This is a genomic window from Candidatus Firestonebacteria bacterium RIFOXYD2_FULL_39_29 (genome assembly GCA_001778375.1).
Taxonomy (GTDB): Bacteria; Oederibacteriota; D2-FULL-39-29; order D2-FULL-39-29; family D2-FULL-39-29; genus D2-FULL-39-29.
On record MFGV01000066.1, the window covers coordinates 1 to 18,290 of the forward strand.

The 18,290-nt window shown below is 41.3% G+C and carries 7 protein-coding genes and 1 pseudogene; all 8 read left to right on the top strand.

What is annotated here, in order from left to right; genetic code table 11:
* The 8 genes and pseudogenes from A2536_08295 (at position 1) to A2536_08330 (ending at position 18,241) form a co-directional block, all read left to right on the top strand.
* Positions 1-653, top strand: a pseudogene (locus tag A2536_08295) (hypothetical protein).
* Positions 613-804 (top strand): hypothetical protein, encoded by a 192-nt coding sequence (locus tag A2536_08300; GenBank protein ID OGF45374.1) that lies wholly within the window; start codon positions 613-615, stop codon positions 802-804. The pseudogene A2536_08295 and the gene A2536_08300 overlap by 41 nt, the downstream one beginning before the upstream one ends.
* 192 nt (positions 805-996) lie before the next feature.
* Positions 997-1,950 carry a hypothetical protein gene (locus tag A2536_08305; GenBank protein ID OGF45375.1) on the top strand — a complete coding sequence of 318 codons (954 nt, stop codon included), beginning with the start codon at positions 997-999 and terminating at the stop codon, positions 1,948-1,950.
* Positions 1,951-2,173: 223 nt separating this feature from the next.
* On the top strand, positions 2,174-14,656 hold the full coding sequence (locus tag A2536_08310) for a hypothetical protein (protein ID OGF45376.1): 12,483 nt from the start codon (positions 2,174-2,176) through the stop codon (positions 14,654-14,656).
* Positions 14,657-15,048: 392 nt separating this feature from the next.
* Positions 15,049-16,089: a 30S ribosomal protein S2 gene (locus tag A2536_08315; GenBank protein ID OGF45377.1), complete on the top strand. Its 1,041-nt coding sequence runs from the start codon at positions 15,049-15,051 to the stop codon at positions 16,087-16,089.
* Complete coding sequence (locus A2536_08320; GenBank protein OGF45378.1) at positions 16,089-16,679, top strand: translation elongation factor Ts; 591 nt, start codon at positions 16,089-16,091, stop codon at positions 16,677-16,679. Before A2536_08315 ends, A2536_08320 begins: the two co-directional genes overlap by 1 nt.
* 4 nt (positions 16,680-16,683) lie before the next feature.
* Positions 16,684-17,400 (top strand): UMP kinase, encoded by a 717-nt coding sequence (locus A2536_08325; protein OGF45379.1) that lies wholly within the window; start codon positions 16,684-16,686, stop codon positions 17,398-17,400.
* 286 nt (positions 17,401-17,686) lie between these two features.
* A complete protein-coding gene (locus A2536_08330; protein OGF45380.1) occupies positions 17,687-18,241 on the top strand; it encodes a ribosome recycling factor in 555 nt (184 codons plus the stop codon).
* Positions 18,242-18,290 lie beyond the last annotated feature (49 nt).

Here is an 18,290-nt window from a genome sequence, read left to right on the forward strand (position 1 = left end):
ATCTGCCGGAAGATTATCATTATATAGGGCCGTTGACCTGGAAACCTGATAATATTTCGAATCCTGACTGGTGGCCGCCTAGGAACAATAGTAAACCGCTTGTTTATATCAGCATGGGAACAACAGGCATAAGTAATATATTTCCGTTAGTTTATGACCTTTTCAAAGACTCAGATTTTTCAGCTATCATAACAACCGGAGGACAAGCAAAGGGGCTGCGAACTATAGACGGACAAGTATACGTTGAAGAGTACATAGACGGTGATTCGGCGATAGAGGAAGCAGACCTTGTTATCTGTCATGGAGGGAACGGGACAATATATCAGGCTTTGTCCCATGACAAACCGGTGATAGGTATACCTTCTATTCCGGATCAAGCTTTTAATATGAGAAGAGTAGAGGAGCTGGGAGTCGGGAAAACACTGACCTGGCAGCAACTTTTGAAGGATCCTCAATTATTGCTTAAGATGTCAAGGGAGATTCTTGGAGAGAAATCTTTCCAAGAGAATTCAGCCATTATGCAAAAGATCATAAAAACCTACACTCCGGCAGAAAAAGCCGCTGATATATTAGAAAACTGCAAATCTGAGACTACTGAAAATAAGGAGAAAAATGAATATATTCAAAGTGATATCATATACAGGTCCATATAAGCCGTATACTGCGGTTGACAGCAAAGTAGGCTGCACATCGACGATATATAACATGGTAGGGGAAAAGATAAGAGCGATAAAGAAATCGGACTTGAGTGGCTTAGGTCGGATGGAATGGGACGGGAAGAATAAGAGCAATGAGTGTCAGTGAAATAATTTTCAAGGAGGAACGATGCGTGCTTGGTGCTGCAAATGCAAGCTAAATAAGAATAGTTCGAGATTTTGTAGTTGCTTGATTCCCTCCAAAAAGATTGGCGGGCACAAGAATCGAGCCTGTCAATGCCTGATGTCTTGCCCGCCAGTTTTTGGAGGGAATCAGGCAACTACATTGATATCTTTCTGTTTGTTTCTTATTACATTCCTATCAATCCCACTTATTGCCGGAACTGGTACAGAAAGTTTACAATTCCTAAAGATCAAACCTTCCGCGAGAGTCGCCAGTATTGGAGACGGGTATGTAGGTTTAGCAGATGATTCCAATGCAAGCTTCTATAACCCCGCAGGTCTGGCAAGATTAACAACTCCCGAGATATCCCTCATGCATTTAGCGTACATAGGTGAGACCAGCTATGAGTATGCCGCGGGTGTTATCCCTGCCGGAAAAAACATGACCCTCGGAGCTTATGTGATTTATTTAAACTACGGAAGTATAACTAAAACAACAGAAGATACGTCGGGAGTATACTCCGGAACGGCAGGGGCTTTTAACCCGAATAACATAGCAGGTGGTCTTTCGATCGGATATAAGTTGGGTGAAAGTTTAAATGTAGGAGCCGGTTTGAAATACGCGTCAGAGGATATAGACGGAAGCAGTGTAAGCGGAATAATGGGAGATGTGGGAGTATTATATAGAATAGAGGGAGTAGGTATCGGAGCATCACTCAGCAATATAGGCGGAAATGTAGGATCAGATGTTTCTCCGATGTTGGCGAGGTTAGGATTATCCGCCAAACTTTCAATAATGAGCGATGACGACCTTACGTTAGCCTTAGGCGGGAGCTATATATTAGCAAGTTCCAAAACAGTTGAAAGCATAGGCGCAGAGTATTGTTATGATAATTTTGTAAGTGTACGCGGAAGTTATGGAATAGGCTATGACTTAAACAATCTAAATGTAGGGGCCGGAGTAAAACAAAACTTGGACGGAATGATCTGCGGCCTAGATTATAACTTTAGCCTCTTCGGAGATTTAGGAAGCGCGCACAGAGTGTCGCTTTCTGTAAAGCTCGGCGAAGAGAAAAGAAGCAAGAGAAGCAAGAACAGCACAAACAGCAAGTACAGAAGAAGCGGAAGATAAGAAAATAAAGCCTGGCCGCCAGCACCTAGGCGGGCAGTCCGCCAACGCTTTGTGGCGGAAAATCTTCAAGAGTTCCAAGGTGGAAAAAGTGAGAGAAGTAAAAATGCTTAAAAATATTAAACGATCAGACAGATCAATAAAATCTGTTTTTCTTTTTTCACTGCGTTCACTTTTGTCACTTCTCTCACCGCTTCGTCCACCTAGGTGGATTTCGCAAAGAATTATGGTTCGATATTTAAACTTTGCTCAACTGCTCTTTCTGTTTTTGCTTTCTTTGCTTTTCTTGCTTTCCTCGACCTGCTTCTCGGATGATTGGCCGATGGCGTTTCATGATTTAAGCCATAGCGGTAGAAGTAATGATGTGATAGTTCCTCCTCTTGCCTTAAAGTGGATGAATGGTTCTGCGAATAACGGGGTTAATGGCGATGGGCTGTCAATATTTAGTGATGGTTTATTGCATGTTTCATGGACAGGAGCTACAATAGATCTCTTTACATATGACTTAAGCGGATCAAGTGTTCGTTGGTTAATTGCTGAAGGTGGATACGGATATAATAAAATGTATCCTGCGGTATATGATAATTATATATTCGGGGCAGACGGGCATGAAGGAGGCCTTAGAATTTACGAAAAAGCTACTGGAAGGTTAACGTATAGCATTCCGCAATATGGGGGAAACAAGCAAGGAGGATATGCCTATTATAAAGGATATGTATATGTTAATTGGGATTGTGAGGGATTTCAAGATGAAGATAGAGGTTTCCAGATATATTGTTCAAAAGTAAATAATGATGGTATGGCAAATATGTATATATGGGCAAGAGACAATAGGTCACCCAGCCTTCTGTGGGGGAGTGAAGTAAATCAACAATATCCGTTAATTCGTTATGGAGAAGAAGCTAGTTATAATTATGTAATGGCGGTGCCCTGTATAGCAGAAGATACGCTTTATATTCATTGTATGGGTATTTTGCATGCGATTGACATATATACCGGAAAGAGTAAATGGGCAAAAGGTAAATATTATCAATATCATACTTCAGTTGCTTACGAGAATGGGAAGATATTTGTAGGGGGGACGCAGGGTAAAAGTAGTTACGGGGAATATTCAGATGGGGCAAAAACACCGTTTACTGTATATATGTATTGTCTGGATGCCAAGACCGGAGAAGAAAAGTGGAAATTTCAATATGATGAAGTGCCTGATAGCAGGGGAATTGGTGCTCCTTCCCAAATAGATTGGAGGAATTCGTATTCTGTAACCAATATGACCTCTCCGATAGTCAGTAACGGAGTTGTATATTTTGGAGGAACAGATGGAACATTTTATGCCTTGGACGCTAATACATCAAATCCAAATGGGGCGCTTAAATGGAAGTACAAAACACAGGGTTATTTTAATGATACCATGACACCTGCATTATCCGGTAATATTATATATTTTGGAACACAGGGAACACCGTTAAGCGGCCCGGCAGCATTTAATAACAAAATAGACGGGATTTTGTACGGGCTAAAAACAGATACGACAAACATAGACGGAGAGTTGGTCTGGAAATATGTAAATCCGCAGGGAAAAGGATTTGGTCCTGTAATAATAGCGGATAATAAATTAATAGCGACTGCAAACGGCGGGTATATATATACATTTGAGCAAAAACCGGCGGGAAATGTATCATTAATACAAAGACCCAAAACTACGATGCCCTATATAATAAAAAGCGGAGACAGTATGACAATTGAATGTAACGCAACCTCTTCCGCAAGCGGATGGACCGCTAAATTAAAAAAACTGGCAACAGAAGTCAATCTGTACGTTACGCCGGTTTACGACCCGGCAAAATGTAAATGGAATCTTACAACTGTTATACCGGCAGATACGCAGGAATGTTTGTATGACCTGCAGGTAACCTGCAATGAATCCACGGAAGTCTCATATAATTCTGTAAAAGCAGTAAAAGCGTATAAAGACAGTTATTATTATATGCATATAGGATTAGCGGAAGGTAATTTTGATCAAGCATTAGGTCAAATCAACATAATTAATCCGGAGTTTGTGATAGTAACGGGAGGGTACTTGGTTTCCGGCGGGTTGGAGTATAGCTTAAACAAGTTTTTAAGCAATGTGAGAGGCAGTGATGTTCCGGTATTTGTGGTGCCCGGAGCCACGGACTGCTTTGGTGAAAGTGATTCCGAATCCCATAAAAAATATGAAGAGATAATTGGGTCGAGATATTACAGCTTTATGTACGGTAATCAGAAGTATGCCGGGTTAGATACGACGGATGTTAACGGCACTATAGGCAGTGAACAGTACGCATGGATAGCCGGCGAATTAAACGGAAGTTATTATATGAAGACTATATTTTATAACAATAATATATCTCAAATAGGGAGTATCTGTAATACGTACGGAGTTGACGCAGCGCTAAGTTATGCGGCTGATGCAGTAACGACTGACGGGATAACCCCGACTAAGTATATAAAGACAAAAGAATTGATGCGAACTACATGGGGGACAACGAAATTACCATTCTTTAGAGTAGTAAAGGTCGGTAATAATAAAATCACAGAAACAAGAGTAGAGCCGTCTGACTGGTATGATGGAGGTTTAAGAATAAGTGTCAGTTATAAGCAGCAATATAACGGATTAACTTCTAATGACGGCAATGTGAGTGTAAATATAGCGCAAGTTTTAAATGGGCATTGGAGCGCTTATGATAATATTTGTGTAAAGTTTTGGATGCCGAAAGACACTTCATATATAGTCCATAATGGAGAATTGCTAAGTGTAATAGATAAAGGTGACGGCACAAATATTTGTTCGGTAAAATCATCAATAGCAAAAGAGACAGTTCTCAAAAATCCAATAAAGAAAAATATAAGCATAGGCGCCGCAAGCATTCCAAATAACGCGATAATATATTACAGCGATAAGGATATGACAACAGAACTGCCTGTATATGTTGTAGACGGGTCATTACTTTCAAGGATTTATGCAAAAGCTGGCAGGACCTATTTCAGTATATTTACTACAGACGGAGCTAATTTACCGAGTTATAAATTAGACCAGCAGGGGGATCTGGATATACAATCCGGTGTATTGGAAAAAATGGATGCTACGGGATTATTTTACAGAGGATATTATGATGTTCAGCAGAATAACGGCAAAGAGTATAAAGACGGGGATGCAAATATGTATATTCTCTCCGGCGGGAAGATATCAGCGCCTGCAATAGGGAATATATTTTACATAAAAACTATTATTCCCGAGCCGTATTTTAAATATTGTACATTTACTCCGGATAACCCGAATATCTTTCCTTCTCCTTTTGGAGTGTCCTTATCCGGAGAATCAAGAAACCTTATGACTATAGATTATGACTGGCATTACGATAAAGGTGTTCAGGTATATCGTAAAGAGCTTCCCTACGGAGACTGGCAGTTGAAATATACACATCAGGGAACGGTTAATTATTTTGGATGGAAGGATACAACAGTAGTAAGCGGTACAACCTACAGGTATAGATTAAATCAAAAAGATGCATTGGGAGGATACGGTCCCTATACGGATGAGTATGAAGTAACTGCCGGAAGTGCTGGTATTTCCTTAGGAGCTACTAATATTACAAATACAAGTGCTGTTATAATGTGGACAACTGATGTGCCGACTACATCACAGGTAGAGTACGCCGTATATGCCGGCGGCGGTTATACTAATTTTACTTACACTGATGTTTCAAGGTGGTCGAATGTTAACATGACAGCTGAAAACAGCAGTTTGGTAACAATCCATAGTATGATTTTGACAGGACTAAATCCGTCAACGGTGTATGGTTATAGGGTAATATCAAAAACAGCAGGAGGCGGAGTAAATACATCCGGCGGAATAAAGTACCCGACTAAATCATTTACGACGGCAGCAAACAGCGCCCCAATAATTTCCTTGCAGGGAGTGTCAAATTATCCAAAAGTGCTTCCGGGAGATGTTACTGCTATTAATATATATGGAATAGACGGGGTAGGAATAAGGTCAACAGCATTTTCTTTTGGAACAACGCTGAATTATGCAGTTGTGTCAGGCGGAGGGAGCGTAGATCCTGCAGCAACGGTAAATGCATATTCAACGGTTTTAACAACAGGGACAGTTGCCGGGATTAATACAGTAAGAGCAATTAAAACAACAGGGACGCCTCTTACATGCACGGCAAATGTTTGGGGCGCAGTTCCGGATCATTATAATATTTCAACAACTTCATTAACTGTAAAAGCAGGTGAACTATTTAATCTGACAATAACAGCATATAGCAATGCTGCCGAGACAGTAATCCTTCCGATAACAACAACAAATCTAAAGCTGAGCTTGACACCTGTAATGGGGAATAATTCGGGAGATGCAACCGGTGTTTTGTCAAATCCTATAGGGAATTTAAATGCAGGAATAGGCGCAGTAATAACATCGTATGCGATAGTTGAAGCAACCGGGATAAGAATAAAGGTGGAGGATGTAAAAGGAACGACGGGGTTAAGTGATATAATAACAGTGATAGCAGACAGCAGTAAACCTCTAAAAGTAGCGGGAAGTTTAAGCAAAGAACAGGCAACATCAGGAGAAACTGTAACAATAACGGGGAAAATACTGGATATATACGGGAATCAGATAACAACAAGTGGAACGGCAATAACATTTGCAAAGACACAGGGAACGGGAACGCTAAGCGGAACTGCAGTAACAACGGATGCCAACGGAGAAGCAAAAGTAAATCTTACATTGAATGATAATAGTCCAAATGTTGTAGAACTTACAAGCGGTAGTTTACAAAAAGGGACTATTTATGTAAGGATAAATGCTGTGAGTTCAGTAACAGTAACTCCTTTAATAACATCAGTGAAAACAGGGGGAGGGACAGAAGTAGATGTATTGGTAAAAGACGGAAGTGATGTTGCAGTTGCGGGTACTACCGTTACTGTAAGTATATTATCCGGGACAGGGAGTTTAAGTGCGAATAAAGCGGTTACGGATATAACCGGAATAGCAAGAGTGTCATATTCAGCATCTACGACAGCAGGGACCGGTTGTACAATAAAAGCAGAGACAGGCGGGATTAGTAATACTGCGAACATAAATACGGTTTATGGGGATATTGATCATTATAAGGTAGAAAGTTCGGTAACAACATCATTAGTAAACACGGATTTCATGCTTACAGTAAGCGCGATGGATAGATATGAAAACCTTGTTGCCAATGCAAGTAATGCTGCTGATTTGATACCGACTCTGGCAGGCTATGAACAAAGTGTTGCATTAGGGACATTATCTGTGACCTCCGTAAGTTTAACCGGCGGGACAAAAACAATAACAAATCAAAGGTATAGTAAAACAGAATCAATTAAGATAAAAGCATCGGATAGCGGCAATAAATATGGATTTAGCGGAGCAATATCTGTAACAAGCAGCAGCGTAGCGACGATAGGAGATATATCTATAAGATTTATGGGGACAAGTGCAGCGAAAATATGTACAGGGAATCAGGTTATAGTAGCTGCATCAGTAAAAGACAGTTTAGGTAATCCCGTTAGCGGCGCAGTAATAACTTGTTCGGCTGATAAAGGAGCATTCGGTAATTCAGCTGTTACAAGTGATGCAACCGGAAGAATAACAAATACATTTACGGCAGCGAGCGGAACCTGTACGGTAACATTGAGATCAGCCGGTATTAGCTGTCAGTCCACGATAGAAGGTGTCGTGCCGGCTTCAATATATATAGCAGAGGGAAACAGCATATCTATTGACAAGAATAGTACATATTGTGAAGCTAATATTATTATTAAAGATAATATTGGCAGCGGTGTGCCCTATGCGCCGGTAAGTTATAGTCAGATAAACGGAAGCACTGTAACATTAATAAGTCCTGCCTCTCCGTTGAATGTTGATAATGACGGAAAAGTAATGTTAAGATGTGATTTTTCAGGAGCAGGTACTAATACGGTCAGAATAACATGCAGCGGTCTTCCCTATTATGATTTAACGGTCAGTAAAGTCGGAGACAGCTTGAATTTTAGTTGTGATTATGCAAGCGGAGCGGTGAATGCAAATGTAATTCTAAAAGCGCAGGTTTTAAACTCTTCAGGGGCCAATGTTTCAGGAGCTGTAGTTACTTTTAAAATGTTGACTACGGGAACCTTGTCGGTTACTACAGCAACTACAGACGCATCCGGATATGCGTATACGACATTAACCTTAGGTCCAAGTGAAGGTGGTAATATAGTTCAAGCGGAATACTTGGGGATAAAGAAAACAGTGACAATAAAAGGAGTTGTCCCCGGCAGTATTATCATGTTAGCGGAAAATAATACTATAGCTGTAAACGGAAGCACAAACATTTATGCGACAGTATACAATGTAAAAGGGGATGGGATAATCGGTTTTCCTGTAAGCTTCAGCATACAGGGCGGAGGGAGCGGGAGTTTAAGTACTTTGACTTCAGCTGCGGATAGTCAGGGAAAAGCTGTTGTAGTATACTCTGCAGGAAGTATTGCTGGAAATGTTTCCGTGCAGGCAGCCGCAGGCGGGGTGACAAAAGCGGTAACGATAAATATTATTAATCTTTCTGACTTGCAGGTTACCTCGGCTCCCGGGAAAGTATTGATCTCTTCCGGAGCTTCCGTAATAAAAGCAATAGCTAAAGATATAAATAACGCGCCGTTAAGCGGAGCTAATATATCGTTCAGTGTCACAGGTTCCGGCAGTTTCCTTACAGCCGGAGCGCCCTTGACTTCGATAACCGTAAAATCAGATTCAACAGGGACTTCGTTGTCTACCTTTGCAAATACTGCCGTAGCCGGAAACAGTACAATAAATATTAACAGCGGCGTAGTGACAAAAACTGTAACCGTTACAATCGTGAGTGCTGTTTCAAAATTAAGATTAGTTGCTCCTGCTACTTTACCTTTGTATCCTGCTACAAATCTCGGTATTTATGTTCAGGTTTTAGACGATGTTGGAGATGACGTCGGAGTTAGTCGTGACGCGTCTACTGATGAAACAAAATATATCATTCTTACGTCTACAGGAGGGGTTTTTAAGTATGCTACGTCAAATACCGGGGTGATATATTGGAGAACAGCTTCACAATTATATTTTAAGAATACACTTAATACAGGAAGAACAAAAGAATTAGTTGATTCATCAAATCAAAATATATCAACTTCATATGGTGTATATAATTTAGGGTTTTATCCTGTTGCAGGAGTAAATACGATAACTGCAACATCTTCGGATAATTTAACTTCCGACACAAAACAAATAATAGGAGTTGATTCAGGGTTTAATAATAATAGTGCTGTAATGTTAAAAATAACTGCAGAACCCTCTGTCGTTAAGTCCTTGTCGAATTGTACGATAATTGCAAAAGTCAATGCGATTACCGGTATGCCTCTTTCATCTACAGGTGTTGCTTTTTCGATGATGAGTTCGCTTGGAACATTGTATGGTTTGACTTCTGTTATTACGGATGCAACCGGAGAAGCAAACTGTATATTGAAATCTGCGGACATTATGGATTATGATTATGTTGTTAAGGTGACAAGTTACGGTATAACAGATACTATAACCGTACCGACTGCAAAATCTGTACTTGATAGTTTTAATATTGAGGCCTCTTCAAATTTACTTATCAATCAGCCGTTCAGCATGAAGATAAAGGCGTGTGATATAAACGGAGGGCCTGTTAATTCGACAAGTCCTATAAATCTGACAATAAGCGCGGTCTCAGCTTCAAATGTGACAATATCGGGGACGGGGAGTTTGAATATATCTACAACAATAATATCAAATAATATAGACAGCTCAATTACCTTGTTAGGAGTCATCTATAATGCTGCGGAAAATATAAAGATAAAAATAACGGGCGGAGGGAAAACTAGTTATAGCGATGCGATACTCTTTACAAAACCTGCTAATAATATAAGCATGATATTATCCCCTGCAACCTGCGTTGCCGGACAGGCGGTAATGATTGATGGAACGATAAAGGATATAGACGCAAAAGGAGTGAGCGGGCAGACAATAACAATAGCATCAAGCGGCGGGACCTTGGATAAGACATCCTGCATAAGCGATGTTGACGGTAAATTCTCGGCATTACTGGTAACACCAAGTTCTGCAGGTTCAACAACAATAACGGCGGTATCAGGCAGTATTGTTGGGGCAACAGCTATTACAACAACATCAGTAATAGCATCGTATACGGTGACCGCTCCGGCAGTGGCAGATATAAACGGATTTACAATAACGATAACAGCCAAAGACTCCGGAAACAGTATTGTGAGAAGTTCTCCGGTAGTGGCCTTAACAACAAACGGTACAGGAACTCTGGGAATAACCTCAGTAAGATTAACCGACGGAGTACTTGTATTCAGTGAAACGTACAGCAAAGTAGAAGGCCCGGTAAAAATAACAGCCAAAGACGGGAACAGTAAGTCAGGTGTCACAGGAAATATAACAATGGCAAACAGCATGCCGATAGTATTAACTGTAGCTCCATCCTCTGCCTCAAATCTTCAAGCAAACACAATAACAATAACCGGCCTTAACTTCTACGCCGGCACTTCCAGCTCCTCCGTCACCGCAATTAAATTAGGGACAGCGACCAATTTATCAGGGTGGAACTGTATATCTGATAGTGTAATAAACAGCGCTGTAGTTCCGTTAAAAACCAAAGCCGGAACGTATGATGTAATAGTTTATACACCTCAAGGAAGTAATTCAACTTCTACAGGGAAATTAACGTTAACAACAACAGCGCCTGTGATAACAACGATCACCCCAAACACCGCGGTATATAATCAAAGTGTAACAATGACAATAACCGGTTCAGGATTTTACGCCGGGACAAACAGTAGTGATGTTAGAGGGCTGAAAGTTGGCTCCACAGCGATAACAACGGCATACAACGTAGCCTCAGACACAAGTATTACGGGAGTAATCATTCCAAACACATTAACTTCCGGGACATATAATGTTGTCGCAACAACCGGCGGAGGAGACAGCGCAGGTGTACCATATATAGTTACTGCTCCTTTACCTGTAGTTTCAGCTGTTACTCCAAACAACGGAAATAACAATGCAAATAATACAATAAAGATAGTAGGAAACGGATTCTTTGGCGGGGTGGGAAGTAATCGTGTAACCATGATTCAGTTAACCGGGACTTCAACGTTAACAATAACGAACGCTTACAGTGTAATAAGTGACACGGAGATACAAAACTCTATTATCCCGTCAGGTTTCGCAGGCGGAACTTATGATGTGAAAGTAACAACAGGAGCGGGAGTAAGCGTAACAAGCGCAAACAGCAAATATACGTTAGTTGGAATAACAACACCTGTGATAAGTAGCTTAAACCCGAATAACTGCTATTACGGACAGAGTGCTACAATAACAATCACGGGAAATAGTTTCTACGGCGGGAAATCATCGTCGGATGTAACAGCAGTGAAAATATATACCAGTCCGACAACTACAACAATAGCAGGGTATAGTGTGTTAAGCGATACAACGATAAGCAGTGTTGTAATTCCAAATACAATAAATGCCGGAACATATCAGATGAAAGTAACAAGTAGTCTGGGAGAAGGAAACGGCGTCAATTTTGTAGTAAATTCTGCTGTGCCCGTGGTTTCAAATGTACTTCCAAATAGCGGGTACAGACATCTGGCAAACACAATAGACATATATGGAAGCGGATTCTTCGGAGGAGTCGGGTCAAACAAGGTAACAATGATACAGATGACGGGAGCGTCAACGGTAACACTGGCAACTACATACAGTGTGATAAATGATACGGAAATACAGAATGCAGTAATAAACAGCGGAATAACCGCCGGGACGTATGATTTGAGAGTAACCACAAGCGTTGGGACGAATACAACCAGCGGAGTTAAGTATATAGCTCTGGCGGATACGATACTGCCGACTGTAATCGCAACGATAGCTGATACAACGAGCGTGAATATAACATTTAGCGAGGAAATATCGTTATCAACAGCGACAATAAAAGGGAATTACAAAGTGGCCTCCCCTGCGGGCGGAGCCGCTAAAGATCTGACAAGCGCAGCTTTGACATATGCAAATAATGTTGCGACAATAACCGGGATTACAAATGTGCTGGGAAATACATTTGCGATAACAGTGACAGGAGTACAGGATATAGCAGGAAATGCTATAGCAGGCAGTAATATTGTATCAGGAACAGTAACCGGTACGGACAGCACAGCGCCGTCAAGCTGCACGGTGACAATAAATAGCGGCGTAAATTATACAAAAAGCACAACGGTGACATTATCTTTATCTGCAACAGACAGCGAGTCCGGCATGGGGCAGATGCAGTTTAGCAATGGAGGCGCGTATTTAACGCCTGTGGCATATGCGACAACCACAGTATGGGCACTTTCAAACGGAGACGGAGCAAAGACTGTATCTGCAAAGTTTAGTGATAACGCAGGGAACTGGTCAAGCGCGGTGACAGATACGATAACGCTGGATACAACAGCGCCGGCAGGAAGTGTAAGCATAAATAGCGGAGCGGCGTACACAAACGGTACAATAGTTACGGTAACATTAACAGCAGCAGATGGTGCCGGAAGCGGAATGGGAGCGGGAGCCCAGATGCAGTTCAGTAATGATAATAGTAACTGGTCAACGGCAGAAAACTACACGGGGACGAAAGTATTGACTGTATCAGGAGGAGATGGAGTAAAGACAGTGTATGTGAAATACAAAGATGCGATAGGAAACTGGAGCGGAAATATAACAGATACGATAATATTAGACGGGAATGCCCCGACAGGGACGGTAAGTATTAATTTTGGGGCTCAATATGCAAACAGTTCGACGGTAACTTTGACATTAAATGCGGTAGATGCCGGAAGCGGAATGGGAGCAGGAGCCCAGATGCAGTTTAGTAATGATAATTCAACATGGTCCTCAGCGGAAAACTATGCGGCTACAAAAGTATGGACATTAACAAGCGGGAACGGAGTTAATACAGTGTATGCGAAATTTAAAGACGTGTCCGGATACTGGTCAAATGCAGCGACAGATACGATAACGTTGGATACAACCGGGCCGACTAACTGCAGTATCGTAATAAACAATGAGGATGTGTATACGAGTAATACGAGTGTTCTTTTGACACTCTCAGCGGCAGATACCGACAGCGGTGTAAGCGAGATGCAGTTTAGTAATAATGGAGGAACCACCTGGTCAACAGCGGTAACATACAATACATCAAATAGTTATACGCTGCCTTTCGGAGACGGCTTAAAGACGGTAAGTGTAAGGTATAAAGATAATGCAGGAAACTGGAGCGGGAGTATAGAAGGAACAATAACATTGGATACAACAGTACCGACCGGGAGCATAGATATAAACGGAGGAGCTGCGTATTCGAGAAGCACAGCGATAACATTAAGTGTGTCAGCAGATGATAATTTAAGCGGAGTAAATCAGATGCAGTTCAGGGAAGGAACAGGCAGTTGGAGCGCATTTGAAAGTTATGCGTTAGGAACAAAGGTATTCACAGTATCAAACGCAGACGGGTTAAAGACGATATCGGTAAATTACACGGACAATGCCGGGAATAACAGTACTTACAGTAAAAATATTAAACTTTGTACAGTGACAAAACTAGAAGTATTATCACAAATGGAAGCAGTAGCAGGAGAAAGCATTGCCGTGACTATAAGGGCGGTAAGGGAAGAAGGAGTAAACAGCACATTGGTAACGGGATATTTGAATAAGATTGGGTTTAATATAAAAGATGCTAATGCAGCATCATTGCCTGATTATACATTTGCAGCAGGAGATTCGGGAGTAAAGCAGGTAATAATAAGTTTAAAGACATTATCTGAGCAGGAGATAGAGGTGACTGATAAAGACATCGAAGGAATAACGGGAAAAGTAAAGATAAAAGTATACGGAGCTGTGACAGCAGACGGAACGAACGGGGCAATAATAACAAACGCAGACGGAACCAGCGTGGAGATTCCTGCAAAAGCATTTAGCGGCAGTAAACAGATTGGATTTAGAGTAACAAATAACCCAACATCAGCCGGGACGGGTTACAGATACAAAGAGACAGTAAAACCTGTAAGCCGTGACTTCGGAGAGTTAAATAGAACAACAACCCCATGGCAGTTAGCCGGAATGACATTTAGTATTCCGGTTAAGATATCAGTGCCGTACAAACCGGAAGAGGTAGGAGATGTAGACGAAAACAGCCTCAGGCTGTTCTACTATGATGAGTCAGCAGGCAAATACATAATAGTCCCCGGAAAACAAACAGTAAGCGGCGGAAGAATAACAGCGCAAGTAAATCATTTCAGCACGTACAGGATACTCGGAACGTATGTGAGCAGTAATTTAAACAATGTGATAGCCTATCCGAATCCATATAAACCAAGCACCGCAGTGGACGGTAAATTAAAAATAATCAACCTGCCTGTTGACTGCACCGTGACGATATATAATATAGCAGGAGAAAAGATAAGGGAAATAAAAGAAGCAGATTTAGGTAACCTTGGATGGATAGAATGGGACGGGAAGAATGAGAGCAGTGAGCTTGTAGCCAGAGGTGTTTATCTGTACGTGGTAATAGCTCCGGATGGGAGCAAGAAGATTGGCAAGATCGGTTTATTGAAATAAACTGTTTAAACTGTATTTCTAAGTGTAATTATTACTTAATCAGCGGAATCCTGTAGTTTTGTAATCTCATCGAGAGATCCGCCTAATATAACTGGCGGAAGTGGAATCTTTTTAATAAGAAAATAGGCAAGGTGGGTTTGATAAAGTAAGAGCGTACTGATTTTTCAGCATGTAATGCTGAAAAAATCGGTCTTTAAGTATACTTGCGATGAGGTTTTAATGGCGTGAAATTTCCAAGAGATTTAGGTGGTTTCTAATCATATCTGGGGTAAAAAAGCATAATAGATAATATCTTTCATTGTATTTTCTGTTGTATTTTCTTGAAAAATACTTGTTAAAAGAGGTATAATAGCTAAAAATCTTACACGCTTTCTGACGGAAGCGGGGGTCCCGTGTACGCGGGCCCGCCGAAGGAAGACGGAAGCGAATGTAAAACCAAAGGAGGAATACGCATTATGCCGGTCATTTCTATCAAGCAGCTCTTGGAATCAGGAGTTCACTTCGGCCATCAGACCAAAAGATGGAATCCCAAAATGGAGAAATTCATTTACGGGAAAAGGAACGGGATCTACATCATTGACCTTCAAAAAACCGTTAAAAAATTAAAGGAAGCCTGTGATTTTATTCGCAGTGTTTCTGAAGCGGGAGGGGCGGTTCTTTTTGTCGGGACCAAGAGTCAGGCTCAGGAAATAGTAACTGAAGAAGCCAAAAGAGCAGGGATGCATTATGTCTCTTTCAGATGGCTTGGAGGAATGCTTACCAATTTTAAAACCATTAAGAAATCAATTAAGCGGCTGGAAGATATTGAGAAGATGAAAGCAGAAGTATTTGACAAACTTCCCCGTCACGAAGTAATGCAGTTGGAAAAAGAAATGGGTAAACTTAATAAAGTCCTGGGCGGTATTCGGCATATGGATAAGCTTCCTGCGGCCTTGTTTGTGATTGACACCAAGAAAGAACATACGGCGATACTCGAAGCGACAAAACTTGAAATTCCTGTTGTCGGTGTTGCGGATACAAATGCGGATCCGGATGAAGTGGAATATGTAATACCCGGAAACGACGATGCCATCAGATCGATAAAACTAATTACCAATCTTATCGCGGAATCGGTGCTTGAAGGCAAAAAAGGAAAGACAGAGTCCGCTATGATCGACGAAAAGAAAGATACAGTTGTTGAAACGGTAGAAACAATTGAAGAGGTTCCTTCGGCAGAAGAGATGCCTGCGGCAATAGATGCAGGTCTGGAACAGATAAAGATAGTAGAGTCGGAAGCGATAACGATACCCGAAACGGTTGATGTTGAAGTAGAAGAATTAACGGCCGAAATAGACGAAGAGCTGGAAAAAGTTATAAGCAAGCTTGAGGAAGTTGATGAAGAGAAAAAGCCGTTGATGAAGAAGAAGCCTTTAAAAGAGGGGGGTCCTAAATAATGATTAGTGCAAAGGTAGTTGCGGAGTTAAGAGAAAAAACGGGAGCAGGGATGATGTCCTGCAAAGAAGCCCTTGAATCGGCTAATGGTGACATGGAAAAGGCTGTCGAGTATTTAAGAAAAAAAGGTATGGCTTCCGCGCAGAAAAGAGCCGCAAAGTCCGTGAAAGCAGGTGTGGTATATGCTTATCTGCACATGGAAGGTACAGTAGGCGCGATGGTTGAAGTTAATTGTGAAACGGATTTTGTCGCTAAAACTGATGATTTTAAAGAACTTGCAAAAGATGTTGCCATGCAGGTGGCTGCGATGAATCCTATTTATGTGAAACGGGAGGATGTCCCGGCTGAACTTCTTGAAAAAGAGAGAGCCATTTACAGGGAAGAAGTCGCGAAAGCGGGTAAACCGGCAAATATAATTGAAAAGATTGTTGAAGGTAAGCTTGAAAAATTCTATAAGGATTTTTGCCTGGTAGACCAGACTTTTATTAAGGATGATAAAATGCAGGTGAAGGATCTCGTAGCTCAGAAGATCAGTAAGATCGGCGAGAATATTTCAATTAAAAGATTTGCAAGATTTAAAATTGGAGAATAAAAAAATGGACAAGGCGCGTCCGAAATACAAAAGAGTAATGTTGAAACTTGGCGGTGAAGCGCTGTCGGATGAAAATGAATTCGGGATCAATCCGACTTCCCTGAAGAACCTGGCGCTGGAAATAAAAAAAGCCAAAGAGACTTTAAATGCAGAGATAGCTATTGTTCTGGGCGGCGGTAATATTTTTCGCGGTAGTTTTGCCCGTGATATGGACAGGGTGAACGCGGATTATATGGGAATGCTTGCCACCGTGATAAACGGTCTGGCGCTTCAGGATGCGCTCGAAAAAGTGGGTGTTTTTACAAGGGTGGTGACCGCTATTGAGATGGAAAAACTGGCGGAGCCGTACATAAGGCGCAGGGCAATAAGACATCTGGAGAAAGGCCGCGTGGTAATATTTGCGGCCGGCACGGGTAATCCTTACTTTACAACGGATACTGCAGCCGCGCTCAGGGCTATTGAAGTCGGCGCTGAAGTTGTAATGAAAGGGACCAAAGTGGACGGCATATTCTCTGCTGATCCTAAAAAAGATAAATCTGCTAAAAAATATGAGCGTATAGAGTATATGGAGTTTATCAATAAACGGCTTAAGGTAATGGATACGACCGCTGTTTCATTGTGCATGGAAAACAACATCCCGATAATCGTTTTTGATCTTAAGCAAAAAGGCTCCATCATCAAAGCAATATCCGGACAAAAGATTGGAACGATTGTTAACTAAAAAGTACGAATTACTAATGACTAATGACAATTTAAGGTAGGCGGGGAAAAGAATCCGCCAAATAAAACAAATGTCGCATTTACATGGAACGTGAGCAAAGTGAGTAAAGTGGAAAAAGGTTTACATTTAGGAGTTTTTGGTTAATTAATACCACAATAGTGTAAGACTTTATAGACCTTATCTCGGTTTGTCAACGGATGTTGACAAGTATATATATCACTCATATCGAGAAAAGCTTTGCTTACGGACGTTATAGACTTTATGGACGATTTTTCAGGAGGTTACCATGGCTTTTAATTTTGCGCTCTACGAAGATAAGTTGAAAAAGGGTGTGGATCATTTAAGGAAAGAGCTTTCTACCATCAGGACCGGCAGGGCGAATGCTTCAATACTTGATAATGTTAAGGTGGAATACTACGGGAGTATGGTCCCGATCTCGCAGGTGGCTGCGGTAAATGTTCCCCAGGCTAAGACCATTGAGATCAAGGCTTGGGATTCTTCGGCGCTTCCGGCGATTGAAAAAGCAATCCAGAAATCCGACCTGGGTTTAAATCCGGTTAATGACGGGAAACTTATCCGCATAAATATTCCGGCGCTTACGGAAGAACGCAGAAAAGAGCTGGTAAAGTACGCGAAAAAAGTCAGTGAAGAAGAAAAGGTCGCCCTGAGGAATAACAGGCGCACCGCGAATGAAGAAGTGGATACAAATAAAACAAAAGGCGAGATTTCTGAAGACCAGCAGAAAAAAGATAAAGAAAAGATACAGAAAACTCTGGATAGTTATATTGCTCAGATCGATAAAATTCTTGCTGATAAAGAAAAAGAAATGATGGAAGTGTAGGAACGAAGTTCCTACAGTTTGTAAGGTTCTTAAGGTTTGTAAAGTAGAT